The organism is Paracoccus thiocyanatus (genome assembly GCF_900156255.1).
GTDB lineage: Bacteria > Pseudomonadota > Alphaproteobacteria > Rhodobacterales > Rhodobacteraceae > Paracoccus > Paracoccus thiocyanatus.
This window is the reverse complement of sequence record NZ_FTMK01000011.1, coordinates 60,845-84,928: the sequence shown is the minus strand read 5'-3', so window position 1 is coordinate 84,928 and position 24,084 is coordinate 60,845. Positions and strand designations below refer to the sequence as shown.

At 67.3% G+C, this 24,084-nt stretch carries 21 protein-coding genes and 2 pseudogenes; 17 read left to right on the top strand and 6 right to left on the bottom strand.

Going from position 1 to position 24,084, the window contains the following annotated elements:
- The first annotated feature begins 97 nt into the window (after positions 1-97).
- The 7 genes and pseudogenes from aroC to phoB all read left to right on the top strand — a co-directional run bounded on the left by aroC (position 98) and on the right by phoB (position 6,934).
- Complete coding sequence (gene aroC / locus F3H32_RS10040) at positions 98-1,198, top strand: chorismate synthase (RefSeq protein ID WP_149765733.1); 1,101 nt, start codon at positions 98-100, stop codon at positions 1,196-1,198.
- Between the two features lie 276 nt (positions 1,199-1,474).
- Positions 1,475-2,509, top strand: coding sequence for a substrate-binding domain-containing protein (locus F3H32_RS10035; protein WP_149765732.1), 1,035 nt, complete (start codon positions 1,475-1,477; stop codon positions 2,507-2,509).
- A 75-nt stretch (positions 2,510-2,584) separates the two neighbouring features.
- Positions 2,585-3,775 (top strand): phosphate ABC transporter permease subunit PstC, encoded by a 1,191-nt coding sequence (gene pstC / locus F3H32_RS10030; protein ID WP_149765731.1) that lies wholly within the window; start codon positions 2,585-2,587, stop codon positions 3,773-3,775.
- Positions 3,772-5,115, top strand: coding sequence for a phosphate ABC transporter permease PstA (gene pstA / locus F3H32_RS10025; RefSeq protein WP_149765730.1), 1,344 nt, complete (start codon positions 3,772-3,774; stop codon positions 5,113-5,115). Before pstC ends, pstA begins: the two co-directional genes overlap by 4 nt.
- Positions 5,116-5,135: 20 nt before the next feature.
- A pseudogene (locus tag F3H32_RS10020) lies at positions 5,136-5,760 on the top strand (phosphate ABC transporter ATP-binding protein); the annotation flags it as partial.
- Positions 5,759-6,241: pseudogene (gene phoU, locus F3H32_RS10015) on the top strand (phosphate signaling complex protein PhoU); the annotation flags it as partial. The pseudogenes F3H32_RS10020 and phoU, both read left to right, overlap by 2 nt.
- Before the next feature lie 3 nt (positions 6,242-6,244).
- Positions 6,245-6,934, top strand: coding sequence for a phosphate regulon transcriptional regulator PhoB (phoB, locus tag F3H32_RS10010; RefSeq protein ID WP_115754865.1), 690 nt, complete (start codon positions 6,245-6,247; stop codon positions 6,932-6,934).
- Between the two features lie 283 nt (positions 6,935-7,217).
- Here the strand turns inward: phoB and F3H32_RS10005 are convergent, their stop codons facing one another.
- The 3 genes from F3H32_RS10005 to tldD all read right to left on the bottom strand — a co-directional run bounded on the left by F3H32_RS10005 (position 7,218) and on the right by tldD (position 12,351).
- A complete protein-coding gene (locus F3H32_RS10005; protein ID WP_149765729.1) occupies positions 7,218-9,455 on the bottom strand; it encodes an OmpA family protein in 2,238 nt (745 codons plus the stop codon).
- A gap of 102 nt (positions 9,456-9,557) precedes the next feature.
- A complete protein-coding gene (gene dprA, locus F3H32_RS10000; protein ID WP_394349618.1) occupies positions 9,558-10,826 on the bottom strand; it encodes a DNA-processing protein DprA in 1,269 nt (422 codons plus the stop codon).
- Between the two features lie 103 nt (positions 10,827-10,929).
- Complete coding sequence (tldD, locus tag F3H32_RS09995) at positions 10,930-12,351, bottom strand: metalloprotease TldD (RefSeq protein WP_149765727.1); 1,422 nt, start codon at positions 12,349-12,351, stop codon at positions 10,930-10,932.
- A 159-nt stretch (positions 12,352-12,510) separates the two neighbouring features.
- Here tldD and coxB point away from each other — a divergent pair, with 159 nt between their 5' ends.
- The 10 genes from coxB to F3H32_RS09945 all read left to right on the top strand — a co-directional run bounded on the left by coxB (position 12,511) and on the right by F3H32_RS09945 (position 21,447).
- On the top strand, positions 12,511-13,407 hold the full coding sequence (gene coxB, locus F3H32_RS09990) for a cytochrome c oxidase subunit II (RefSeq protein ID WP_149765726.1): 897 nt from the start codon (positions 12,511-12,513) through the stop codon (positions 13,405-13,407).
- Between the two features lie 9 nt (positions 13,408-13,416).
- The gene (gene cyoE / locus F3H32_RS09985) at positions 13,417-14,346 is read left to right on the top strand and encodes a heme o synthase (protein ID WP_149765725.1); all 930 of its coding nucleotides are present in this window, start codon (positions 13,417-13,419) and stop codon (positions 14,344-14,346) included.
- Positions 14,340-14,624, top strand: a complete 285-nt coding sequence (locus tag F3H32_RS09980) for a hypothetical protein (protein ID WP_223191404.1) — start codon at positions 14,340-14,342, stop codon at positions 14,622-14,624. Before cyoE ends, F3H32_RS09980 begins: the two co-directional genes overlap by 7 nt.
- Positions 14,621-15,211, top strand: a complete 591-nt coding sequence (locus F3H32_RS09975) for a cytochrome c oxidase assembly protein (RefSeq protein ID WP_149765724.1) — start codon at positions 14,621-14,623, stop codon at positions 15,209-15,211. The genes F3H32_RS09980 and F3H32_RS09975 overlap by 4 nt, the downstream gene beginning before the upstream one ends.
- Before the next feature lie 34 nt (positions 15,212-15,245).
- Positions 15,246-16,070 (top strand): cytochrome c oxidase subunit 3, encoded by an 825-nt coding sequence (locus F3H32_RS09970; protein WP_115754859.1) that lies wholly within the window; start codon positions 15,246-15,248, stop codon positions 16,068-16,070.
- A 63-nt stretch (positions 16,071-16,133) separates the two neighbouring features.
- A complete protein-coding gene (locus tag F3H32_RS09965) occupies positions 16,134-16,805 on the top strand; it encodes an SURF1 family protein (protein ID WP_149765723.1) in 672 nt (223 codons plus the stop codon).
- Between the two features lie 10 nt (positions 16,806-16,815).
- Positions 16,816-18,204, top strand: coding sequence for a threonine synthase (gene thrC, locus F3H32_RS09960; protein ID WP_149765722.1), 1,389 nt, complete (start codon positions 16,816-16,818; stop codon positions 18,202-18,204).
- The gene (locus tag F3H32_RS09955; RefSeq protein ID WP_149765721.1) at positions 18,201-19,466 is read left to right on the top strand and encodes a M16 family metallopeptidase; all 1,266 of its coding nucleotides are present in this window, start codon (positions 18,201-18,203) and stop codon (positions 19,464-19,466) included. Before thrC ends, F3H32_RS09955 begins: the two co-directional genes overlap by 4 nt.
- Positions 19,466-20,047, top strand: coding sequence for a GNAT family N-acetyltransferase (locus F3H32_RS09950; RefSeq protein WP_149765720.1), 582 nt, complete (start codon positions 19,466-19,468; stop codon positions 20,045-20,047). Before F3H32_RS09955 ends, F3H32_RS09950 begins: the two co-directional genes overlap by 1 nt.
- The gene (locus tag F3H32_RS09945) at positions 20,047-21,447 is read left to right on the top strand and encodes an FAD-binding oxidoreductase (RefSeq protein WP_149765719.1); all 1,401 of its coding nucleotides are present in this window, start codon (positions 20,047-20,049) and stop codon (positions 21,445-21,447) included. The genes F3H32_RS09950 and F3H32_RS09945 overlap by 1 nt, the downstream gene beginning before the upstream one ends.
- Positions 21,448-21,558: 111 nt before the next feature.
- On the opposite strand, the gene F3H32_RS09940 is transcribed toward F3H32_RS09945, so the two are convergent.
- From F3H32_RS09940 to F3H32_RS09930, 3 genes are read right to left on the bottom strand one after another with little or no spacing between them, the layout of a single operon-like run.
- Positions 21,559-22,338, bottom strand: coding sequence for a MetQ/NlpA family ABC transporter substrate-binding protein (locus tag F3H32_RS09940; RefSeq protein ID WP_149765718.1), 780 nt, complete (start codon positions 22,336-22,338; stop codon positions 21,559-21,561).
- Positions 22,339-22,355: 17 nt separating this feature from the next.
- Entirely contained in the window at positions 22,356-23,030 is a 675-nt protein-coding gene (locus F3H32_RS09935; RefSeq protein ID WP_149765717.1) for a methionine ABC transporter permease, read from the bottom strand.
- On the bottom strand, positions 23,020-24,066 hold the full coding sequence (locus F3H32_RS09930) for a methionine ABC transporter ATP-binding protein (protein ID WP_149765716.1): 1,047 nt from the start codon (positions 24,064-24,066) through the stop codon (positions 23,020-23,022). Before F3H32_RS09930 ends, F3H32_RS09935 begins: the two co-directional genes overlap by 11 nt.
- Positions 24,067-24,084 lie beyond the last annotated feature (18 nt).

Sequence of the window (24,084 nt, the reverse complement as noted above, 5' to 3'; positions counted from 1 at the left end):
GCCGGCGTCGGGTGCGCCGCCATGCCGCAAGACGGCGCTGGGGATTGCCCCTTGCCCGGCCTGCGGCTATCGCAGGCAAAAAGGGGATCCGGGAACCATGAGCGTCAACACCTTCGGCCGCGTCTTCACCTTTACCACTTGGGGCGAAAGCCACGGCCCGGCCTTGGGCGCGACCGTGGACGGCTGCCCGCCCGGCGTGGCGCTGGACGAGGGCTGGATCCAGCAATTCCTGGACCGCCGCCGGCCCGGCAGTTCGAAATTCACCACCCAGCGGCAGGAAGCCGACCGGGTGCGCATCCTGTCGGGCGTGTTCGAGGGGAAAACCACCGGCACCCCGATCCAGTTGATGATCGAGAATACCGACCAGCGCAGCAAGGATTATGGCGAGATCGCCCAGGCCTTCCGCCCCGGCCATGCCGATATCGCCTATCACCTGAAATACGGCATCCGCGACTATCGCGGCGGCGGCCGTTCCAGCGCGCGCGAGACGGCGGCGCGGGTCGCGGCGGGGGGCGTCGCGCAGGCGGTGCTGCGCGACCTGGCGCCAGGGCTGAAGATCACCGGCTACATGGTGCAGATGGGCGAATTGCACCTGGACCGGGCGAATTTCGACGCGGCGGCGATCGACGCGAACCCGTTCTTCCTGCCCGATGCCGCGGCCGTGCCGGCATGGGAGGACTATCTGAACGCCATCCGCAAGGCCCAGGACAGCGTCGGCGCCGCCGTCGAGGTGCTGGTCCAGGGCTGCCCGGCCGGGCTGGGCGCGCCGGTCTATGCCAAGCTGGACACCGACCTGGCCGCCGCCATGATGTCGATCAACGCGGTCAAGGGCGTCGAGATCGGCGAGGGCATGGCCGCCGCCGCCCTGACCGGGACCGCGAATGCCGACGAGATCCGCATGGGCAACGAAGGGCCGCGCTTTCTGTCGAACCATGCCGGCGGGATTCTGGGCGGCATCTCGACCGGGCAGGACATCGTGGTGCGATTCGCCGTCAAGCCGACCAGTTCCATCCTGACCCCGCGCCGCACCATCGACCGGCGCGGCGAAGAGATCGAGCTGATCACCAAGGGCCGGCACGACCCCTGCGTCGGCATCCGCGCCGTGCCCATCGCCGAGGCGATGGCGGCCTGTGTCGTGCTGGACCACCTGTTGCTGGACCGCGCGCAGACCGGCGGCCGGCGCGGCCGCATCGGCTAGGCCGGGTGCAATGGGTGGCGGCAATGGGGCGGCGGCAATCGGGGGGAAGAAAAGGGGAACGCTGTTCCCCTCTTGGCCCGTGCCGGGCCAATTCACCCCATGGAGTATTTGGAAAACGGCGAAAGCCCGGCGCGGCGGATTTCCGCTTTTCACCGTTTCGCAAATACTCCAGCTTTGTCGCGGAACTGTTACATTCCTTTCGCATAACCGTCGCACCAGCGCATTAGAGAACGCGCAGGCCGCATCCGGCCCCATGGAAATGTCAGGAGTGATCCTATGAAATCCGCGAAATTCACCGTGTCGGCGCTTGCCGTGATCGCTGCTTCGGCGTCGGCGGCTTCGGCCCGCGACCAGATCCAGGTCTCGGGATCGTCCACGGTGCTGCCCTATGCGACCATCGTTGCCGAAGCCTTTGGCGAAAACACCGACTTCCCGACCCCGGTGGTCGAATCCGGCGGCTCGTCGGCCGGGCTCAAGAAATTCTGCGAAGGCGTGGGCGAGAACACCACCGACATCGCCAATGCCTCGCGCGCCATCAAGGACAGCGAGATCGAGGCCTGCAAGGCCAATGGCGTGACCGACATCATGGAAGTCCGCATCGGCTATGACGGCATCGTCTTTGCCAGCGACATCGCCGGAAACGACTTTCAGTTCACCCCGGCCGACTGGTTCAACGCCCTGGCCGCCGAGGTGGTGGTCGACGGCAAGGTCGTAGCGAACCCGCATACCAAATGGAGCGAGATCCGCGCCGACCTGCCCGAACAGGAAATCCTGGCCTTCGTGCCCGGCACCAAGCACGGCACCCGCGAAGTCTTCGAGGAAAAGGTGATCGCCGCGGGCTGCGAGGAATCGGGCGCCGCCGAGGTGTTCAAGGCCGAGAAGGGCGAGGACGAGGCCGAATCGGCCTGCATGGCGCTGCGCACCGACGGCAAGTCCATCGACATCGACGGCGACTATACCGAGACCCTGGCCCGCATCCAGTCGGCCAAGAACGGCATCGGCATCTTCGGCCTGTCCTTCTATGAAAACAACACCGACAAGCTGAAGGTCGCGACCATCGCCGGCGTCCAGCCTTCGACCGAAAGCATCGCCTCGGGCGAATACCCGGTGTCGCGGCCGCTGTTCTTCTATGTCAAGAAACAGCATATCGGCACCATTCCGGGGCTGAAGGAATTCACGGAATTCTTCGTCTCGGACGAGCTGGCCGGGGCCGAAGGCCCGCTGGCCGCCTATGGGCTGGTGGCCGATCCCGAACTGGCCGCCACCCAGGCCGCCGTTGCCGACGAAAAGACCATGGCCGCGGCGCAATGACCTGACGGGCGCGGGGGGCATCCGTTCAAGTGCGCGCCCCGCGCCCTTTTTCCGTTTCCCGTTCCGAGGGCCCACATGCCAGCTTCATGGACCTTGCTGATCGTCCTCGCCCTTGCAGGCGCCGGCTATTTCGTCACCCGTGCGCGCGTCATCGCGCAGGCGGGGGGCGATGTGCGGCGGCTGCATTCGCGCCCCAGCTATCACGGCTGGAACGCGGCGCTGCTGACGGCGCTGCCGGCGCTTTTCCTGATCGCGATCTGGCGCTTCGTGCAGCCGGCGGCGAATGTGACGCCGGTGGCCATCCTGGCGCTTGTGCTGGCCGCGGCGGGCATGGGCCTGGCGCTGATGCGCAGCGCGCCGGGCTTTCGCGCCCGCAACGCGGTCGAAGCCACGGTCAAGGGGCTTTTGATCCTGTGTTCCAGCATCGCCATCCTGACCACCGCCGGGATCGTCTTTTCGATGCTGTTCGAGACCGGGCAGTTCTTTCGCCAATATCCCTGGCATGATTTCTTCTTCGGCACGACCTGGTCGCCGCGCTTCGGCGGCGGCTCGCAATTGGGCATCCTGCCGCTGCTTTGGGGCACGCTTTACATCTCGCTGATCGCGCTGGCGGTTTCGGTGCCCATCGGGCTGTTCGCGGCGATCTACATGTCCGAATACGCCACGCCCCGGCTGCGCGGCGTGGCCAAGCCGATGATCGAGGTGCTGGCCGGGATCCCGACCATCGTCTACGGGCTTTTCGCGCTGATCACCGTGGGGCCGATGCTGCGCGACTATTTCGCCCAGCCGCTGGGCCTGGGCAGTTCCGGTTCCTCGGTGATGACAGCGGGGCTGGTCATGGGCATCATGCTGATCCCCTTTGTCAGTTCGCTGTCGGACGACATCATCAACGCCGTGCCGCAATCCCTGCGCGACGGCGCGCTGGGGCTTGGCTCGACGCAATCGGAAACCGTGCGCAAGGTGGTGTTGCCCGCCGCCCTGCCGGGCATCGTCGGCGCGGTGCTGCTGGCCGCGTCGCGCGCCATCGGCGAGACGATGATCGTCGTGCTGGGCGCGGGGGCCGCCGCGCGCATGGACCTGAACCCGTTCGAGGCCATGACCACCATCACCGTCAAGATCGTCAGCCAGTTGACCGGCGACAACGATTTCGCCGCGCCCGAGACGCTGGTGGCCTTTGCCCTGGGCCTGACGCTGTTCGTCATCACGCTGGGGCTGAACATCGTCGCGCTTTACGTCGTGCGCAAATACCGGGAGCAATACGAATGAGCGACGCATCCCTGGACGGCGCCAAGCCCCGCAACTCGCTGCTGGTCGCCGACCCCCATACCCGCAAGCGCAATGCGGCCGAGGCGCGGTTCCGCGCCTATGGCCTGGGCGCCATCGTGATCTCGATGATCATGTTGGTGATCCTGCTGTCGACCATCCTGGGCGGCGGCGTCAGCGCCTTTCGCCAGACCTATCTGGAAATCCCGGTGGCGCTTGATGCCGCGCAGCTTGACAAGAACGGCAACCGCGACCCCCAGGATATCCGCAAGATCCTGACCCTGACCTATGGCAAGATCCTGCAACAGGCGCTGGAACAGACCATCGCCGACAAGGGCATCGCCATCGCCGGGCTTTCGGACAAGGACGTCACCGGCATGATCTCGAAAGAGGCGTCGGCGCAACTGCGCAATCGCGTGTTGGCCGATCCCGAACTGATCGGCCAGACCGTCACGGCCCGCGTGCTGGTGAACGGCCGGGTGGACGGCTATTACAAGGGCCGCGTCAGCATGGAAAGCGCGGCGCGCGACGCCAATACCTCGCCCGCGCAGTTGCAGCTTGCCGATGCGCTGAAGGCGCAGGGCATGCTGGCGACGCAGTGGAACTGGTCGTTCCTGACCCGGCCCGACGCCTCGGACCAGCGCCCCGAGGCCGCGGGGGTGGGCATCGCCATCCTGGGCTCGCTCTACATGATGCTGGTGGTGCTGGTGCTTGCGGTGCCGATCGGCGTCGCCGCCTCGATCTATCTGGAAGAATTCGCGCCCCAGAACCGCTGGACCGACATCATCGAGGTCAATATCTCGAACCTGGCCGCGGTGCCGTCCATCGTCTTCGGCATCCTGGGCCTTGCCGCCTTCATCAACTTCGCCGGCCTGCCGCAATCGGCGCCGATCGTCGGCGGGTTGGTGCTGACGCTGATGACGCTGCCCACCATCATCATCGCCACCCGCGCCGCGCTCAAGGCGGTGCCGCCCTCGATCCGCGACGCGGCGCTGGGGGTGGGCGCGTCCAAGATGCAGTCGGTGTTCCATCACGTCCTGCCGCTGGCCATGCCGGGCATCCTGACCGGCACCATCATCGGCCTGGCGCAGGCATTGGGCGAAACCGCGCCGCTTTTGCTGATCGGCATGGTGGCCTTTGTCCGCAACGTCCCCTCGGCGCCCCCGGACGGGCTGTTCGAGCCCGCCTCGGCCCTGCCGGTCCAGGTCTACAACTGGACCCAGCGCGCCGACCCCGCCTTTATCGAGCGCGCGTCGGGGGCGATCATCGTGCTGCTGGTGTTCCTGCTTTGCATGAACCTGCTTGCCATCCTTCTGCGCCGCAAGTTCGAGCGCCGGTGGTAAACTCGGGAAGGAGACCCGATATGAACGACATGAGAATCCTGGAGCGCGCTGTGGAGCAGACGGAAATCAAGATCTCGGCCCGCGACGTTCAGGTCTGGTATGGCGACAAGCACGCGATCAAGGACGTGGATGTCGACCTGCTGGACAAGACCGTCACCGCCTTCATCGGCCCCTCGGGCTGCGGCAAGTCGACCTTCCTGCGCTGCCTGAACCGCATGAACGACACCATCGACATCAGCCGGGTCGAGGGCAAGATCACGCTGGACGGCGAGGATATCTATGACAAGCGCGTCGACCCGGTGCAGTTGCGTGCCCGCGTCGGCATGGTGTTCCAGAAACCCAACCCCTTTCCCAAGTCGATCTATGACAATGTGGCCTATGGCCCGCGCATCCACGGCCTGGCCCGCCAACCGCGCCGAACTGGACGAGATCGTCGAGAAATCGCTGCGCGGCGCGGCGCTGTGGAACGAGGTCAAGGACCGGCTGAACGATCCCGGCACCGGCCTGTCGGGCGGCCAGCAGCAGCGGCTTTGCATCGCCCGCGCCGTGGCGACCCAGCCCGAGGTGCTGTTGATGGACGAGCCTTGCTCGGCGCTGGACCCCATCGCCACCAGCCAGGTCGAAGAGCTGATCGACCAGTTGCGCGCCGCGGGCGACCGACCTGCGCATGGTGCTGTCGGTGATCAAGATCTCGCATATCCTGGAACGCGTCGGCGATTACGCCAAGAACATCGCCAAGCGCAGCCATGTTCTGTCCGAGATGCCGCCGATCGACGGGGCCGGCATGGCGCTCAAGCGCATGTCCGCCACGGTCGAGGCGATGATGAAGGACGCGCTGGATAGCTATATCCAGCGCGACGCGGCGCTGGCGGGCGACGTGCGCCAGCGCGACCTGGAAGTGGACCAGATGTATAACGCGCTGTTTCGCGAATTCCTGACCCATATGATGGAGGATCCGCGCAATATCACCGCCTGCATGCACCTGCATTTCATCGCCAAGAACATCGAGCGCATGGGCGACCACGCCACTGGCATCGCCGAGCAGGTGATCTACCTGGCCACCGGCGAACTGCCCGAAGAGCCGCGGCCCAAGGGCGAAAGCGTCCCGCGCATGGAGGGGGGCTGAGCCATGGCACAGACCCAACCCTGCGTCCTGGTCGTCGAGGACGAGGGCGCACAGCGCGAGGTGCTGAAATACAACCTGGAAGCCGAGGGTTTCGGCGTCGTCCTGGCCGAGAACGGCGACGAGGCGATGCTGCTGGTCGCCGAGGAACAGCCCGACCTGATCGTGCTGGACTGGATGCTGCCCAATGTCAGCGGCATCGAAGTCTGCCGCCGGGTCAAGGCCGACCCCTCGACCCGGCAGATCCCGATCATCATGCTGTCGGCACGTTCCGAAGAGGTGGACCGGGTGCGCGGGCTGGAAACCGGCGCCGACGACTATGTGGTCAAGCCCTATTCCGTGGTCGAGCTGATGGCGCGGCTGCGCACCCAGCTGCGCCGCACCCGCCCGGCCTCGATGGGCGAAAGGCTCAGCTTCGGCGACATCATCCTGGATGCGGGCGAGCATCGGGTGTTTCGTGCCGGCCAGCCGCTGCACCTGGGCCCGACCGAGTTCCGCCTGCTGTCCACGCTGATGGAAAAGCCCGGCCGGGTCTGGACGCGCGAGCAATTGCTGGACCGGGTCTGGGGCCGCGACATCTATGTCGACACCCGCACCATCGACGTGCATGTCGGCCGGCTGCGCAAGGCACTGATGACGCATGGCGGCGACAATCCGGTGCGCACCGTGCGCGGCACCGGCTATTCGCTGGGCTGATCGCCGGCGGTCGGGGCTTGAGGTGGTCATCGCCGCCAGGATGGACAAGCCCCAATGCCTGCCGCGCCGGCACCTGCATCCTGCCGCCTATATGATGGAAACCGCGGGCATGGCCCGCGGTTTCCGTTGCCCGGCCTTGGCCCGGCGGCGGCGTTGAGGGAGGAGGGCGCCGCCGCCGGACCGGCTCGGGTTGCGAACCTGTTGCGCCGCGCCGGCCTTTCTTTCCGCGGGAAAGATGCCGGCGCTGCGCGAACCGGGCGCTTTCGCACCCGGTCCCGTCGGTTCAGTTCTGTGCCAGCAGGTCGGTGATGCGGCGCAGCGCGACGCGGCGGTTCTGCCGCTCCGGCCCGTCCGAGGGGACCAGCAGGAACTGTTCGCCATAACCCTGAACCACCATGTTCTCGGGCGGCACCTGGAAATATTCCGTCAAGGCCAGCGCCACCGACTCTGCCCGGCGATCCGACAGGGCCAGGTTGGCCGCGTCCGAGCCGACGGCATCGGTATAGCCTTCGATCATGTAGATCTCGCGCGGGTCCTGGTCGATGCTGTCGCGGATGACCTTGCCCAGCGTGGCCAATTCCTGCGCCTGATCCGGGCTGATCGCCGCCGAGCCAGTCTCGAATGTGATCTCGGGCACGTTGACCGGCGCGACCAGGGCGCGCACCTCGGGAATGTTGCGGATCTGGCCCAGGCTGAAGCGTCGGTCGACAACCGCCTCGCGGCGCAGCGCCTCGCGCAGGGCGGCTTCGTCCAGCCGCTCGCGGTTGATGCGGACCGGCGGCGGGGCGGGCAGGTCCGAGATCTGCACCGGCTGCGCCTCGGTATCGTCGATGAGCCGGGTTTCGCTGCCATCTTCGCGCACCAATGTGCGGCGCAGGACATTCATGTTCGCGTCGCGGATGGTGACGACGCGGCTGCCATCCTGGCGCAGCACCGTGGTCCGGGTCGAGCCGTCGTCAAAGGTCTGGGTCCGCACGTTCGAGCCGGGCTGGTAAAGCAGGATATTGTCGTCCTTGATCAGTTGCTGGCTGCCATCGGGCAGGGTGACGACCACGCGGTCGCCGGTGTTCAAGGCCACCTGCCGGTCGTTGGACAGCATCTTGCCGACCGCCATGCCGGCCGCCCCGGCAAGCAGCATGCCGGCGATGTTCTTCAGCTTGTCGTCATCGTCGCTTTCCTCGGCGCGCTGCTCGACCTGGTCCTGGGCCGACTGCTGCTGTTGCTGTTGCTGCTGCGTGATCGCGGTGGCAAATTCCTCGGCCGAGCTGCGGGCGTTTTCATCGGTGATCTGGATTTCGCTGGCCTCGCCTGCGCCTGCATCGTCTTCGCTGGCGGACAACGCGGCAGCCGCGTCGGGTTGGGTCTTTTCGGCGGCGCGTTGCGCGACGGCGTTCTGCTGGGCCTGCGCCTCGGGCGCCTGCACCTCGTTCGGCTGTCCGGGCTGTGCCTGCGCCTGATCCTCGGCCTGCTCCTGCGCGCCGCTTTCAGGTTCCTGCGCGCCGGGGGGCTGGCTCTGGCCGTCGCCGGCCTGCGGTTGCTGGGGCTGCTGCTGGGCCTTTTCCTGCAACCGCTGTTCCAGTTCTTGCGCGTCAGGGGTGGCGGGCGGGTTGCCTTCCGTGGCGGGATCGGCCTGGGGCGCTGTGTCCGCGGTCTCGGCGTCGGGGCGCGGCTCTGGGGCCGCTTCGGCTGCCGGGGGCGTCTCGGCCTCATCCTGCGATTCGGGCGCGGGCTGGGGCGGCTGGGTCGCATCTTCGGCCGGAGCGGTCGTGTCGGGGTCCGTCCCCTGCTCCTGAGGTTCCGCCGGGGCTGCCGTATCGTCCGCAGCTTCTGACGAGGGGGCATCGTCCCCCGCGCCGGACGGCTGGGCCGAATCGGCGGCGGATGCGGGTGCTGAAGCCTCGGGCTGCGGGGCGGGGGCTTCCGGCTTGGCCGCGGGCGGGGCCGCGTCCTGCCCGGCCTGGCTGGCGGCGGGCTTGGCGGGCGGTTCCTCTGCCTGGACCACCGGCGGCTTGGGTTGGGGCTCTTCGGCCTGTGTCACCTCGGGTTTGGCAGCAGGGGCCGGAGCATCGCCCGGCTCGGCCGCAGCGGATGGTGCGGGCTTTTCGTCGGGGGGTGCCGCAGGGGGTGCCGGCGACGGTTCCGGCGCGGCTGCATCTGCGCCGGCCGCGGGGCTTTCTGCGTCATTCCCGGCTTGATCGCCCGGCTGGCCTGCCGCCTGGCCTGGCGCCTCGGACGGCTGTTCCGGCTGCGCTTGCTGGCGGCGAGGCGGGGCTTGTTCTGGCGCGGCCTCGGCGGCGAGGGGCTGGGTCTCGGCCTGGGCCGCGGGCGCGGCCGTGTCAGATTCAGGCTGCGGCGGGGGTTCGGGCGCGTCCTGCCCCGGCGGGCTGGCAGAGGTTTCGGGGGGCAGGACCACCTGCCCGTCAGCGCCTTGGACCTGTTCTTCCTGGGCCACCGCCAGTTGCGGGGCGATGAGCGAAAGGCAGGTCACGATCGAAGTCGTTGTCTGGAAGATGCGGCGCATGACTGTCCTCTTTGCGATGGTCGCGGGATCGTCCGTCAACCTTCGCCGGGCGCGGCGGTTCCCAAACAAGCCCGTGACCGACCCGTGATCCGCCGCCGCCGGTCAGGCCCCAGACAGGGCCAGCCGGCCGCCTGCCATGCGCTGCACCCTGCCGGACAGTTCCAGCGCAAGGATGGCCGGGGCAAGCACGGCCGCCGGCACGCCCAGATCGCGGATCAGCAGGTTTTCCTCGGTCGGGCTGGGTCCCAGCCGGGCCAGGATCCGCCCCTCCAGATTCGCTGGCCCGCCTGCGTCGCGCGGACGGGTCGCTGCGGGCTGGCGGGAAATGCCATGGCCCAGATCGGCCAGCCGGCGGGCCACGGCGGCAGGTTGCAGCGGGCGCGCGCTTCTCGCCGGCGCGGGCGCAGGGGCGGCGGCGGGTTGCGTCGCCGGCGGGTCGGGCCTTTCGACACGGTCCGCGCCCGCATTCGCGCAGCCGTTGGATTGCAGCGCCGCCAGCACATCCGCCGAGTTGCGCACCAGAACCGCGCCATCGCGGATCAGCGCATTGCAGCCGGCTGCCCGCGCGTCCATGGGATGGCCCGGCACCGCCATCACCTCTCGTCCCTGGTCCAGCGCGCAGCGCGCGGTGATCAGGCTGCCCGAGCGGTGCGCGGCCTCGACCACCACAACGGCGCGCGACAGGCCCGAGATGATGCGGTTGCGGGCCGGAAAATGCCTTGCCACCGGCTCGGTCCCCGGCGGCTGTTCCGTGACCAGCAGGCCGGTTTCGCAGATCGCCTCGGCCAGGGCGGCGTTTTCGCTGGGATAGATCTTGTCGATGCCGCCGGCCATCACCGCAATGGTGCCGCCATGCAGCGCCGCGTCATGGGCAACGGTGTCGATGCCGCGCGCCAGCCCGGCGATGACCGCCGCGCCCGACTGCGACAGCCCCAGCGCCAGGCCGCGCGCCATGCGCAGGCCCAGCGACGAAGCGTTGCGCGCCCCGATCACCGCCACCGGCATGCGGTCCAGCACCGACAGGTCGCCGCGCAGCCATAGCACCGGCGGCGCTTCGGCCAGGTCGCGCAGCAGGGCGGGATAATCCGCGTCGCCCCAGGTCAGCAGCCGGGCACCGGCGCGCTGGCCCGCCGCCATCTCTGCCTCGGCCGCGGCGGCGGGGCAGGGGGCGTAATCTTCGACCCCGGCGGCGCGGGCGATCTGGGGCAGGGCGGCCAGGGCCGCTTCGGCCGAGCCGTGTTCGGCCAGCAGGCGGTGATAGGTCGCCGGACCGACGCGCCGCGAACGAATGAGGCGCAGGGCCGCAAGCCCGTCCCCCTTTTGCCTGGGAGGGGTAGGGTGGAGGTCGAAAGAAAGCGGTCTTGCCATCATGTCCCTGCCTTTGCCTCATTCGCAGGCCGAGTCATCGCATGGCAAAGGTTAAGAATGGGTTAGCCGCGCCGAATTTCTCTCAGGCAGTCGAAAGGAATGCCGCCTATGCGGCCGATCCGCCGATCGTCAGCCCGCCGATGCGCAGCGTAGGCAGGCCGACACCCACAGGAACCCACTGTCCCTGCTTGCCGCAATTGCCGATACCGGGATCAAGCGCCAGATCGTTGCCGATGGCGCGAATCTGCTGCAAGGCGGTGGCGCCGTCGCCGATCAGCGTCGCGCCGCGGATCGGGTCGCCGATCTGCCCATTCCTGACCCGATAGGCCTCGGTGCAGGAAAAGACGAATTTCCCGTTGGTGATGTCCACCTGTCCGCCGCCAAAGCCGACCGCATAGATGCCATCTTCCAGCCCGGCCAGGATCGAGGCGGGATCTTCCGAGCCGGCCAGCATGAAGGTATTGGTCATGCGCGGCATGGGCGCATGGGCATAGCTTTGCCGGCGTCCGTTGCCGGTCGGCGCGACGCCCATCAGCCGCGCGCTTTGCCGGTCCTGCATATAGCCGGTCAGGATGCCGTCCTCGATCAGCACGTTGCGGCCGGGGGGCGTGCCCTCGTCATCGACCGAGATCGAGCCGCGGCGATCGGGCATCGTGCCGTCGTCGACCACCGTCACGCCGGGCGCGGCGACGCGCTGGCCCATCAGGCCGGCAAAGGCGGAGTGGCCCTTGCGGTTGAAATCCCCCTCCAGCCCGTGGCCCACGGCCTCGTGCAGCAGGATGCCGGGCCAGCCCGGCCCCAGCACCACATCCATCACCCCCGCGGGTGCGGGAACCGAGCGCAGGTTGACCAGCGCGATGCGCAGCGCTTCGCGCACCAGGCCCTGCCAATGGTCGGGCGTGACCAGCCCCGCCAGGGCGATGCGGCCGCCGCCGCCTGCGGTTCCCGATTCGCGCCGGGTATTCGATTCCACGATCACCGAGACGTTCAGGCGCGCCATCGGGCGGATGTCGGTCGCCAGCCCACCTTCGGGGCGCAGGATCGCCACCTCTTGCACCGACGTGGCGATGCTGGCCGAAACCTGCACGACCCGTGGATCCAGGTCGCGCGCGAATGCGTCGATTTGCCGCAGAAGCGCGACCCGCTCGGCAAAGGGAACGCCCTCGGCCGGGTCGATGGCGGCGTAAAGCGGCCGGATTTCGCCCTGGGGCGGCAGCGCCAGGGTGCCCCCCCCTGCGCCCACCGCTAGACGCACGGTTTCGGCGGCCTTCGCCAAGGACGCCAAGTCGATCTCGGTCGAATGGGCATAGCCGGTGACTTCGCCGCATATCGCACGCAAACCAAAGCCTTGCTCGGCGTCATAGCTTGCGGTGCGCAGCCGGCCGTCGTCGAAAACCAGCGCTTCGGAGCGGGCGCGCTCCAGGAAAAGTTCGCCGTCATCGGCCCCCGCCAAGGCGGTGCGCAGGATGCGCAACGCAGCGTCCTGATTAAGATGCGTGTGAAAGGGCGAAAACGAAGCGTCAGTCATCCGGCCGGTCCTTGTCCTGCTGCCCGCCTAGGGGTTTTTTGGCAAGAAGTCGATAGGTATGGCTTGCCCGCAGGGGTAAGATATGGTTCTGGTGCAGGACCGAATGCCGGCGCCCCGTGGACAGGGGTATGCCGGTGGCATGATAAGCAACGGGATGGGATGATGGCAATTGCGACCAAGCGCCGCGGGGCGGCGGCGGTGATGAGCCTGGGAGTTGCGACTCTGGCGGCGGTTCCGGCCATGGCGCAGGATGTGCTGGGCGATCTGCCTTCGATCGGCAAGCCGGTGAATGGCGGAATGAACTTCCAGCCGGCGTCGAGCCCGCTGGCGCAGGACCAGCAATGGCTGGACCTTTTCGTGCTTTATATCATCTCGGCCGTGACGATTTTCGTCTGCCTGCTGCTGCTGATCTGCATCGTCCGCTTCAACCGCCGCGCGAATCCCGTGCCGGCGCGCTTTACCCACAACACCCCGATCGAGGTCGTCTGGACCCTGGTCCCGGTGCTGATCCTGGTCGCCATCGGCGCCTTTTCGCTGCCGATCCTGTTCCGCAGCCAGGAGATGCCGAACGATCCCGACCTGGTGATCAAGGCCATCGGCCACCAATGGTACTGGTCCTATGAATACCCCGATGACGGCATCGCCTTTGACGCGCTGATGCTGGAGAAAGAGGCCCTGGCCGATGCCGGCTATTCCGAGGACGAATACCTGCTGGCAACCGACAATGCGGTCGTCGTTCCGGTGGGCAAGAAGGTGCTTGTCCAGGTCACGGCCACGGACGTGATCCATAGCTGGACCATCCCCGCCTTTGCGGTCAAGCAGGACGCCGTTCCGGGCCGCATCGCGCAACTGTGGTTCTCGGTCGATCAGGAGGGGGTCTATTTCGGCCAGTGCTCCGAGCTTTGCGGCATCAACCATGCCTATATGCCGATCGTGGTGAAGGCGGTGAGCCAGGAAAAATACGACGCCTGGCTGACCGGAGCGAAAGAGGAATTCGCCGCCGACGCCTCGGATTATCTGCCGGCCAAGCCCGTGCAGTTGGCGCTGGCAGAGTAAGGATGGGCCGTGGCCGATATCAACGCATATGAGGGCAGCCGCGAGGGCGGTTTCGAGGCAGGCTTCGGCGATTACGTCGCCCTTCTGAAGCCGCGCGTCATGTCGCTGGTGGTGTTCACGGCCCTGGTGGGGCTGTGGATCGCGCCGCAGCCGGTCAACCCCTTCGTGGGCTTCTGCGCGGTGCTGTTCATCGCGCTTGGCGGCGGGGCCTCGGGCGCGCTCAACATGTGGTATGACGCCGATATCGACGCGGTCATGAAACGCACCGCCGGCCGCCCGGTGCCTGCCGGCCGGGTGTCCTCGCAAGAGGCACTGGCGCTCGGCATTGCCTTGTCGGGCCTGTCGGTGATGATGCTGGGGCTGGCGGCGAACTGGTTCGCGGCCGGGTTCCTGGCCTTTACCATCTTCTTCTATGCGGTGGTCTATACGATCTGGCTGAAGCGCTCGACCCCGCAGAACATCGTCATCGGCGGCGCCGCGGGCGCCTTTCCCCCGATGATCGGCTGGGCCTGCGCCACGGGCAGCATCGGCCTGGAATCTCTGCTGATGTTCGCACTGGTGTTTTTCTGGACCCCGCCGCATTTCTGGGCGCTGGCGCTGTTCATGAAGGACGACTATTCCAAGGCCGGCGTGCCGATGCTGACCGTGACGCACGGCCGCAAGGCGACGCGCGCCCATATCTTTGCCTATACGCTGGTGCTGGCGCCCTTTGCGATCTGGCTGGGCTTCACCTCGGTCGGCGGGCCGCTTTACCTGGCGGTTGCGGTGGTGCTGAACGCGCTGTTCATCGCCGGCGGCTGGCGCATCCTGCGGCGCAACGAAGAACAGGCGCAGGCCGACGGCTACCTGGTGGAAAAGCGCTATTTCCGCCTGTCGCTTTACTACACCTTCCTGCATTTCCTGGCGCTGCTGGTGCAGCATTGGGTGGGGGCATGGTGATGCTGCCGCAGGTCGAACATGAATTGCACAAGCGCCGCCGCAGCCGCAACATCGGCCTGCTGGTCGTGCTGCTGGCCTTTGTCGCGCTGGTCTTCGGCCTGTCGGTGGTCAAGATCACCCAGGGCGACATGATGCAGGGCTATGATCACCGTCCGCGTGCCTCGATGCTGCCCAAGGATCCGGCGCCGCCGGGGCAAAATACCGCGCCCGTGGCCGCGCCGGGCACGCCCGCGGCCCAGCAGGGGGTGGCCGGCGCAAGCCAGGGGTTAGGGCAATGAACGCGAACAAACCTGCACGGTCGAACGGACGTCTTGTCGGCATGCTACTGGGCGTCGTGGTTCTGATGGGGGCGCTTAGCTGGGCGGCGGTGCCGTTCTATTCCTGGTTCTGCCGGGTGACGGGCTTTGCCGGCACGACCAATGTGGCCGAAGCGGCCTCGGACCGGGTGCTGGACGAAACCATCCGCGTGCGCTTCGACGCCAATGTCGACAGCAACCTGGGCTGGACCTTCCGGCCGATGCAGCGCGAGATCGAGCTGAAGATCGGCGAGAACGCCATCGCCTTCTACGAGGCGATCAACAATACCGACCAGCCTGTCACCGGCACGGCCAGCTATAACGTCGCCCCCGATGCGGCGGGATATTTCTTCAACAAGATCGAATGCTTCTGCTTTACCGAACAGGTCCTGCAACCGGGCGAGCGGGTCGAGATGCCGGTCAGCTTCTACGTCGATGCCGACCTGGTGGACGACCGCGATGCCGGTCGCATCCGCGACATCACCTTGTCTTATACCTTCCATCGGACCGATCCGCCGGCGCCGAAACAGGCGGCGCTGAAGACGACGACGGCGCCCACCGTCAACTGAGCAACAAGAACCAGCAACAGCCGGGAACGCAGCCATGGCCCATGTAAAGAACCACGACTATCAGATCCTGCCGCCGTCGATCTGGCCGCTTTTTGGCGCTGTCTGCGCCTTCGTGATGCTGAGCGGCGCCGTCGCCTGGATGAAGGGGATCACCGTTTTCGGCCTTCCGGTCGAAGGGCCCTGGCTGTTCCTGATCGGTCTGGCTGGCGTTTTCTACACCATGTTCGGCTGGTGGGCCGATGTCGTGCGCGAAGGCGAATCGGGCGAGCATACGCCGGTGGTCCGCATCGGCCTGCAATACGGCTTCATCCTGTTCATCATCTCCGAGGTGATGTTCTTCGTCGCCTGGTTCTGGGCCTTCATCAAGAACGCGCTGTATCCGATGGGACCGGAAAGCCCGATCCGCGACGGCGTCTGGCCGCCCGAGGGCATCGTGACCTTCGACCCCTGGCACCTGCCGCTGATCAATACGCTGATCCTGCTTTTGTCGGGCGTCGCCGTCACCTGGGCGCACCATGCCTTTGTCCACGAAGGCGACCGGCGCACCACCATCAACGGGCTGATCGTCGCGGTGATCCTGGGGGTCTGCTTCACCGGGCTGCAAGCCTATGAATACAGCCACGCCGCCTTTGGCATGGCCGATACGGTCTATGCCGGCACCTTCTTCATGGCCACCGGCTTTCACGGCTTTCACGTGATCATCGGCACCATCTTCCTGTTCGTCTGCCTGGTGCGCATGCTGCGCGGCCAGATGACCCAGCAACAGCATGTCGGCTTTGAAGCCGCCGCCTGGTATTGGCACTTCGTCGATGTGGTCTGGCTGTTCCTGTTTGTCGTGATCTATGTCTGGGGCCGCTGAACGCGGCTGACATGAACACGGCGCGGGACAGCGGCTCCCGCGCCGTTTGCTTTGGAGACCCGCATGCGCCGATACCTGTTCCCGCTGCTTATCGGGGTGCTCGGCTCGGCGATCCTGATCTCGCTGGGCTTGTGGCAGCTCAAGCGGCTGGACTGGAAAGAGGGGCTGATCGCCCAGATCCAGCAAAGGATCGAGGCCCGGCCGGTGCCCTTGCCCCAGGCGGTGGATCCTTCGATGAAATATCTGCCGGTGCTGGTTTCCGGGCAGACCACGGGCCAGGAAATCAACATGCTGTCGGGCATGCGCGATGCCGGCGGCGGCTATCAGGTGATCTCGGCCTTCGTCACCGATGACGGGCGCCGGATCATGCTGGACCGGGGTTTCGTCGATCAGGACCACAAGCACGACCCGCGCCCGCCCGTGCGGCTTGAGGTCGCAGGCAACCTGCATTGGCCCGACGAAAAGGGCAGCGCCACCCCCGCGCCCAACCTGGCCGAGAATGTCTGGTTCGCCCGCGACGTGCCGGCCATGGCGGCGCAACTGGGGACCGAGCCGGTCCTGGTCGTCGCGGCCGAGCTGCGCGGCGACACGCAAGGCGTGCAGCCGATCCCCGTCGCGGTCGAGGGCATCCCGAACAACCACCTCAGCTATGCCGTGCAATGGTTCCTGATCGCTGCGGTTTGGGCAGGGATGACAGTGGCGCTGATCTGGCGTATCAGGCAGCGGAAATTCTAGGGGGAACGCGATGCGTTACGTTTCGACTCGGGGTCGGGCTCCGGCCCTGGACTTCGAACAGGCGATGATGACCGGGCTGGCGCGGGATGGCGGGCTTTACCTGCCCGAGGCGATGCCGATGTTCTCGGCCGATGAGATCGCCCGCTTCGAGGGCCTGCCCTATGAAGAGGTCGCGCGCCGCGTCGTCCGTCCCTTTGTCGGCGACAGTTTCAGCGATACCGAACTGCGCGAGGCGGTGGCGCGGGCCTATGCCGGCTTCGACCATGTCGCCCGCGCGCCCCTGGTCCAGCTTGCCCCCGGCCACCACCTGCTGGAACTGTTCCACGGGCCGACCCTGGCCTTCAAGGATTTCGCCATGCAGCTGATCGGCCAGCTGTTCCAGCTTGCGCTGGCCCGTTCGGGGCAGCGGGTGACGATCCTGGGCGCGACCTCGGGCGACACCGGCTCGGCCGCCATCGAGGCGTTCAAGGGCCTGTCCAATGTCGATGTGTTCATCATGTATCCGCATGGCCGCGTCAGCGAGGTGCAGCGCCGGCAGATGTCCACGCCGGCCGACGCCAATGTGCATGCGCTGGCGGTGGACGGCACTTTCGACGATTGCCAGGCGCGGCTGAAGGACCTGTTCAACGACCACGATTTCCGCGACGCGGTCGGGCTTGCCGGCGTCAACTCGATCAACTGGGCGCGGGTGCTGGCGCAGATCGTCTATTACTTCAGCGCCGCGGTCAGCCTTGGGGCGCCGCATCGCGAGGTCGACTTCACCGTGCCGACCGGCAATTTCGGCGACGTTTTCGCCGGCTCGATCGCCAGGACCATGGGCCTGCCCATCGGCAAGCTGGTCGTCGCCACCAACCAGAACGACATCCTGCACCGGGCGCTCAGCGGCGGCGAATACCGGGTCGGCACCGCCCGCCCCTCGATCAGCCCGTCGATGGACATCCAGGTCAGTTCGAATTTCGAACGCGCGCTGTGGCTGGCCTATGGCCAGGACGGCAAGGCCGTGTCGCGACTGATGGAGGAATTGCAATCCGGCGGTTTCGCCATCAGCCAGGGTGCGTTGCAGGCCCTGCGCGAAACCTATGTCTCGGGCCGCGCCTCGGAAGAGGAGACGATGGCGATGATCGCCACCATCCGCGCCGAGACCGGCGAGGTGATCTGCCCGCACACCGCCGTCGCGGTCAAGGTGGCGCGCGAACATCTGCGCCCCGGCGTGCCGATGATCAGCCTGTCCACCGCGCATCCGGCGAAATTCCCCGACGCGGTCGAAGCCGCGATCGGCATCCGCCCGGCCCTGCCGCCGCATATGGCGGACCTTTTCGAGCGCGAAGAACGCATCACCCGCATTGAAAACGACGCCGATGCCATTAAATCGCTGATCCTTGAACGGAGAACCGTGTGAGCCAGATCCGCATCAGCACCCTGGGGAACGGGCTGCGCGTCGTCAGCCGCGACATGCCCGGCCTGCATTCCGCCGCCATCGGCATCTGGGTCAATGCCGGCTGCCGCGACGAGCGCGCCGAACAGAACGGCATCGCCCATTTCCTGGAACACATGGCCTTCAAGGGCACGGCCCGGCGCAGTGCGCTGGAGATCGTCGAGTCGATCGAGAATGTCGGCGGCTATATCAACGCCTATACCTCGCGCGACGTGACCTCTTATTACGCGCGGGTGCTGGCGGGGGATGTGGAACTGGCGCTGGACGTGATCGCGGACATCGTCATGAACCCGGTCTTCGAGCAGCGCGAGATCGAGGTCGAGCGCGGCGTGATCCTGCAAGAGATCGGCCAGGCGCTGGACACACCCGACGACGTGATCTTCGACTGGCTGCAAGAGGCTGCCTATCCCGACCAGCCCATGGGCCGCACCATCCTGGGCCCGGCCGAACGCGTCAGCAGCTTTGATCGCGCCGACCTGTCGGGCTTCATCGGGGAACATTACGGCCCCGAGCGCATGATCATCGCCGCCGCCGGTGCGGTGGATCACGACCGCATCCTGCGCCAGGTCGAGGCGATTTTCGGCCATCTTGCCGCGCGCAAGCTGACACGCCGCGAACCCGCCCGCTGGCAGGGCGCCGAGGCACGGCGCGTCAAGGCGCTGGAGCAGGCGCATTTCGCCTTGGCCTTCGAAGGGCCGGGCTATCAGGCGCCGGATTTCTATGCCGCGCAGATCTGGACCTCGGCCCTGGGGGGCGGCATGTCCTCGCGGCTGTTCCAGAAGCTGCGCGAGGAAAAGGGCCTGTGCTATTCCATCTTCGCGCAGTCCGGGTTCCACGACGATACCGGGATGGTGACGATCTATGCCGGCACGTCGGGCGAGCAGGTGGCCGACCTGGCCACGCTGACCGTGGACGAACTGAAACGCTCGGCCGAGGACATGACCGAGGCGGAAGTGGCCCGTGCCCGCGCGCAACTGAAAGCCGGGCTGCTGATGGGGCTGGAAAGCCCGACCGGCCAGGCCGAGCGCATGGCGCGGTCGCTGGCGATCTGGGGCCGGGTGCCCGACCCGGCCGAGGTGGCGGCGCGGATCGACGCGGTCAGCGTGGCCGACATCCGCGCCCATGCCGAGCATCTGATCGCCCATGCCCGCCCGGCGCTGGCGCTTTACGGGCCGGTCCAGGGCGCGCCCTCGCGCGAGGTGCTGGCCGAAAGGCTTGCCGCCTGATGTTCTTGCGCCGCCGTCCGCCGCGTCTGGAAACCGAGCGGATGGTGCTGCGCCTGCCCGTGCATGCGGATTTCGTCGCCTGGACGGCGCTGCGGGTGGAAAGCCGCGCCTTTCTGACCCCGTGGGAGCCGGTCTGGGCGCCCGATCACCTGACCAAGCGCAGCTTCACGAACCGGGTCTATTGGGCGCAGCGCGCCAGCCGCAACGGCAGCGCGCTGCCGTTGTTCCTGGTCCGGCGCGACGGCGCGCTTCTGGGGGCGATCACGCTGGACACCATCCGCCGCGGCCCGGCGCAATCCGCCACCATCGGCTATTGGATCGGCCAGCCCTTTGCCCGCCAGGGCTATATGCGCGAAGCGATCGGCGCCGTGGTCCAGCACGCCTTTACCGAGATGGAGCTGAGCCGGATCGAGGCCGCCTGCCTGCCGGAAAACACCCCTTCGCGCGGGGTGCTTGAGCGTTCCGGCTTCAAATACGAAGGCGTGGCGCAAAGCTATCTGCAAATCAACGGGCGCTGGCGCAATCACGTGCTTTATTCCAACCTGCGCCACGACCGGCGCGGCAAGACCGAGGTGCGCTGATGCTGAATGCGGCCGACGACGCCCTGGCCGCGCGCCTGCCCCAGGGCGTGCTGCGCGACGTGACGCCCGCCTATCTGGAGGAACCGCGCGGCCGCTACCTGGGCCGGGCCGGGCTGGTCGCCGCGCCGCGCAGCACCGATGAGGTCGCCGCCGTGGTCCGCGCCTGTGCCGCGGCGCGGGTGGGGATCGTCCCGCGCGGCGGCGGCACCGGGCTGGTCGCGGGCCAGGTGATGCCCGAAGGCCCGGCGCCGCTGATCCTGTCGCTGGAACGGATGACGGCGCTGCGGGCGGTCTTTCCCGAAGAAAACGTGTTGGTGGCCGAGGCCGGCATGACCCTGCAAGCCGCGCGCGACGCGGCCCAAACCGCCGGCCGGCTGTTCCCGCTGTCGCTGGCGAGCCAAGGCACCGCGGCCATCGGCGGCTGCCTTGCGACCAATGCCGGCGGCGTGACCGCGCTGCGCTATGGCACGGCGCGGGCGCTTTGCCTGGGGATCGAGGCGGTGCTGCCGGACGGGTCGGTCGTCCACGACCTGAAACGGCTGCGCAAGGACAATACCGGCTACGACATCCGCGACCTGCTGATCGGGGCCGAGGGCAGCCTGGGCATCATCACCGCCGCCAGCCTGAAGCTGGTGGTGCCGCCGCCGAATATCGGCACCGCCCTGTTGCAGGTGCCCGGCCCCGATGCAGCGCTGACGCTTCTGTCGCTGGCCGAGGGGCGCATGGCCGGCTGCGTCACCGCCTTCGAGTTGATCGGCGGGCAGGGTCTGGCCTTCCTGGCCGAGGTGCTGCCCGAGATCCGCCAGCCCTTGCCCGGCGCCGAATGGTCGGTGCTGGTCGAGGTCGGCCTGCCCGAGGGGCTGCCCCCCGAGGCGGCGCTGGAGGGGCTGCTGGTGGACGCGATGGAGCGTGGCCTGGTCACCGATGGGCTGATCGCGCAATCGGGCGCGCAGGCGGCAAGCTTCTGGCAGTTGCGCGAACATATCCCCGAGGCGAACCGCCGCATCGGCGCCATCGCCAGCCATGACATCAGCCTGCCGCTGTCGGAAATCGCCGGTTTCATCCGCGACGCCGACAAGCAGCTTGCGGGCGAGGGGCTGCGGATCAACTGCTTTGGCCATCTGGGCGACGGCAACCTGCATTACAACCTGTTCCCCGCGCCGGGCCGCAGCCGCGCGGATTATGACCTGCGGCGCAAGGCGCTATCGGACCGGGTGCATAGCATGGTGATCGCGCGCGGCGGCTCTTTTTCGGCCGAACACGGGGTCGGGCGGCTGAAGGTGGGCGATCTGGAACGCTGGGGCGATCCGGCGCGGCTGGCGGCCATGCGGGCGATCAAGGGCACGCTGGACCCGCTGGGGATCATGAATCCGGGCGCGGTTCTTTCAGCCCCGGCCTAAGCGCCGCCCGAAGGTGGACCAGGCAGCCCGTCACCCGCAGGACGCGCTGCTTCCAGGCCCCGTGACGGGACCCGGAAAGCGTTCAGACGGGTATTTGAACAACGAAGAAGATCACCAGGCCGGGATGACGGCGCCCTGGTATTTTTCCTCGATGAACTGCTTGACCGCCGGGTCGTGATAGGCCTCGACCAGTTCCTTGGCCCAAGGCGCGTCCTTGTCGCCCTGGCGCACCACGATGATATTGGCATAGGGGCTGTCGGGCTTTTCCATGGCGATGGCGTCCTGGTTCGGGTTCAGCCCGGCATCCAGCGCATAGTTGGTGTTGATGATGGCGATGTCGGCATCGGCAAGCGCGCGCGGCAATTGCGCGGCGTCGAGTTCCAGGAACTTCAGGTTCTTCGGATTCCCGGTCACATCCAGCGGCGAGGGGGTAAGGCCGGTTTCCGCGGCCAGGGTGATCGCGCCCTTGTCCTGCAACAGCAACAGCGCGCGGCCGCCATTGGTCGGGTCGTTCGGGATCGCGACCTTGGCGCCTTCGGGCAGGTCATCAAGCGATTTCAGCTTGTCCGAATAGACCCCCATTGGCGTGGTGATGGTCCGGGCGATGGCCACCAGGTCAAAGCCGCGATCCTTGATCTGGTTGTCCAGATAGGGCTGGTGCTGGAAGCTGTTGGCTTGCAGATCGCCATCGGCCAGGGCCTGGTTCGGCACCACGTAATCGGTGAATTCGACGATGTCGATGGTCAGGCCCCTGTCCTTGGCGACCTCGGCGACCTTTTCCATGATCTCGCCATGTTCGCCCGGCGAGACGCCGACCTTGATGTCCTGGGCCGCGGCGATGCCTGCGGTCAAGGCGAGCGCCGAGGCAAGCGTAAGGCTGAATTTGCGCATGGGTCAGATCCTTTCTGTTATCGGCCCCGGTTGCGGGGCGCACGTTTGTCGAAGCGCGAGGCGATCCATTCGCCGGCCGATTGCACCAGTTGCACCAGCACGATCAGGATCACCACCACGGCCAGCATCACCTCGGGCATGAAGCGCTGGTAGCCGTAGCGGATGCCCAGATCGCCCAGGCCCTCGCCGCCGACCGCGCCGACCATGGCGGAATAGCCGATCAGGCTGACCACGGCCAGCGTCAGGCCCAGGATGATGCCGGGCATCGCCTCGGGGATCAGCACCTTGCGCACGATCTGCATGGGTGTCGCGCCCATGGCGCGGGCGGCCTCGATCAGGCCGGCATCGACCTCGCGGATGGCGGTTTCGATCAGGCGGGCGATAAAGGGGGCGGCCGCGATGGTCAGCGGCACGATGGCGGCGGTGGTGCCGATCGAGGTGCCGGCGATCAGCCGGGTAAAGGGAATGATCGCGACCACCAGGATGATGAAGGGGGTCGAGCGCGCGGCGTTCACGATAAGCCCCAGGACGCTGTTCAGCCAGGGCGCCGACAGCAGCTCGCCCCGGCGCGATGTGGCCAGGAACACGCCCAGCGGCCCGCCGATCAACGTGCCGAGCAGGGTGGACAGGGCGACCATGTAAAGCGTTTGCAGCGTCGCCTGCCACAGGACGGGGATCAGGTTAGCCGACATGGCCAAGCACCTCGGTCAGAAGCCCGTGTTCTTGCAGGAAGCGGCGCGATTCATCCAGCCGCGCCGCGGGCAGGGCGACGATCAGGCTGCCAAAGGGCTTGTCCCCGATTTCCTCGATGGCGCCGGCCAGGATGTTGACGGTGACGCGGCGTTCGGCGGTCAGCCGCGCCAGCATCGGGTCGGTGGCATGGCTGCCGACAAAGGTGACCTGCACCACCGCCTGCGCCTGGGAATCTTGCGGCGCATCCCGCATCCGGTCGGCGATGAATTGCGGCACCGCGACACCGGTCACGCCGGTCAGGAAGGACCGCGTGGTCGGATGGGCCGGTTTCGAGAAGACGGCATAGGTTTCCCCTGCCTCGACGATGCGGCCGGCCTCGATCACCGCCACATGCGAGCAGATGTCGCGCACCACCGCCATTTCATGGGTGATCAGCAGGATGGTCAGCCCCAGGTCGCGGTTGATGTCCTGCAAAAGCGCCAGCACCTGCCGCGTCGTGTCCGGGTCCAGCGCCGATGTCGCCTCGTCCGACAACAGCACGCGCGGGCCGGTCGCCAGGGCGCGGGCGATGCCGACGCGCTGTTTCTGGCCGCCCGACAGTTCGGCCGGATAGCGGCCGGCCTGCGCGGTCAGGCCGACGCGCTCGACCAGTTCCACCACGCGGGGACCGATCCGGGCGCGGTCCTCGCCGGCGATCTCCAGCGGCAGGGCGATGTTTTCGGCCACGGTGCGGCTGGCCAGCAGGTTGAAATGCTGGAAGATCATGCCGACTTCGCGCCGGATGCGGCGCAGGCTGGCATCCGAGGCGGCGCCCACGTCGCGCCCGTTCACCATCACCTTGCCGGAACTGGGCCGCTCCAACCCGTTCACCATGCGCAAGAGCGTGGATTTTCCCGCGCCGGACCGGCCGATGATGCCGGTGATCGCGCCCTGCGGCACGTCCAGCCGGATCTCGTGCAGCGCCACGACGTCGCCGCCACCCTTTTGCGGATAGCGGCGCGTCACGCCCTGGAAAGAGATTGCCTGCTCTGTCATCGTCCCGTCCCGAATACC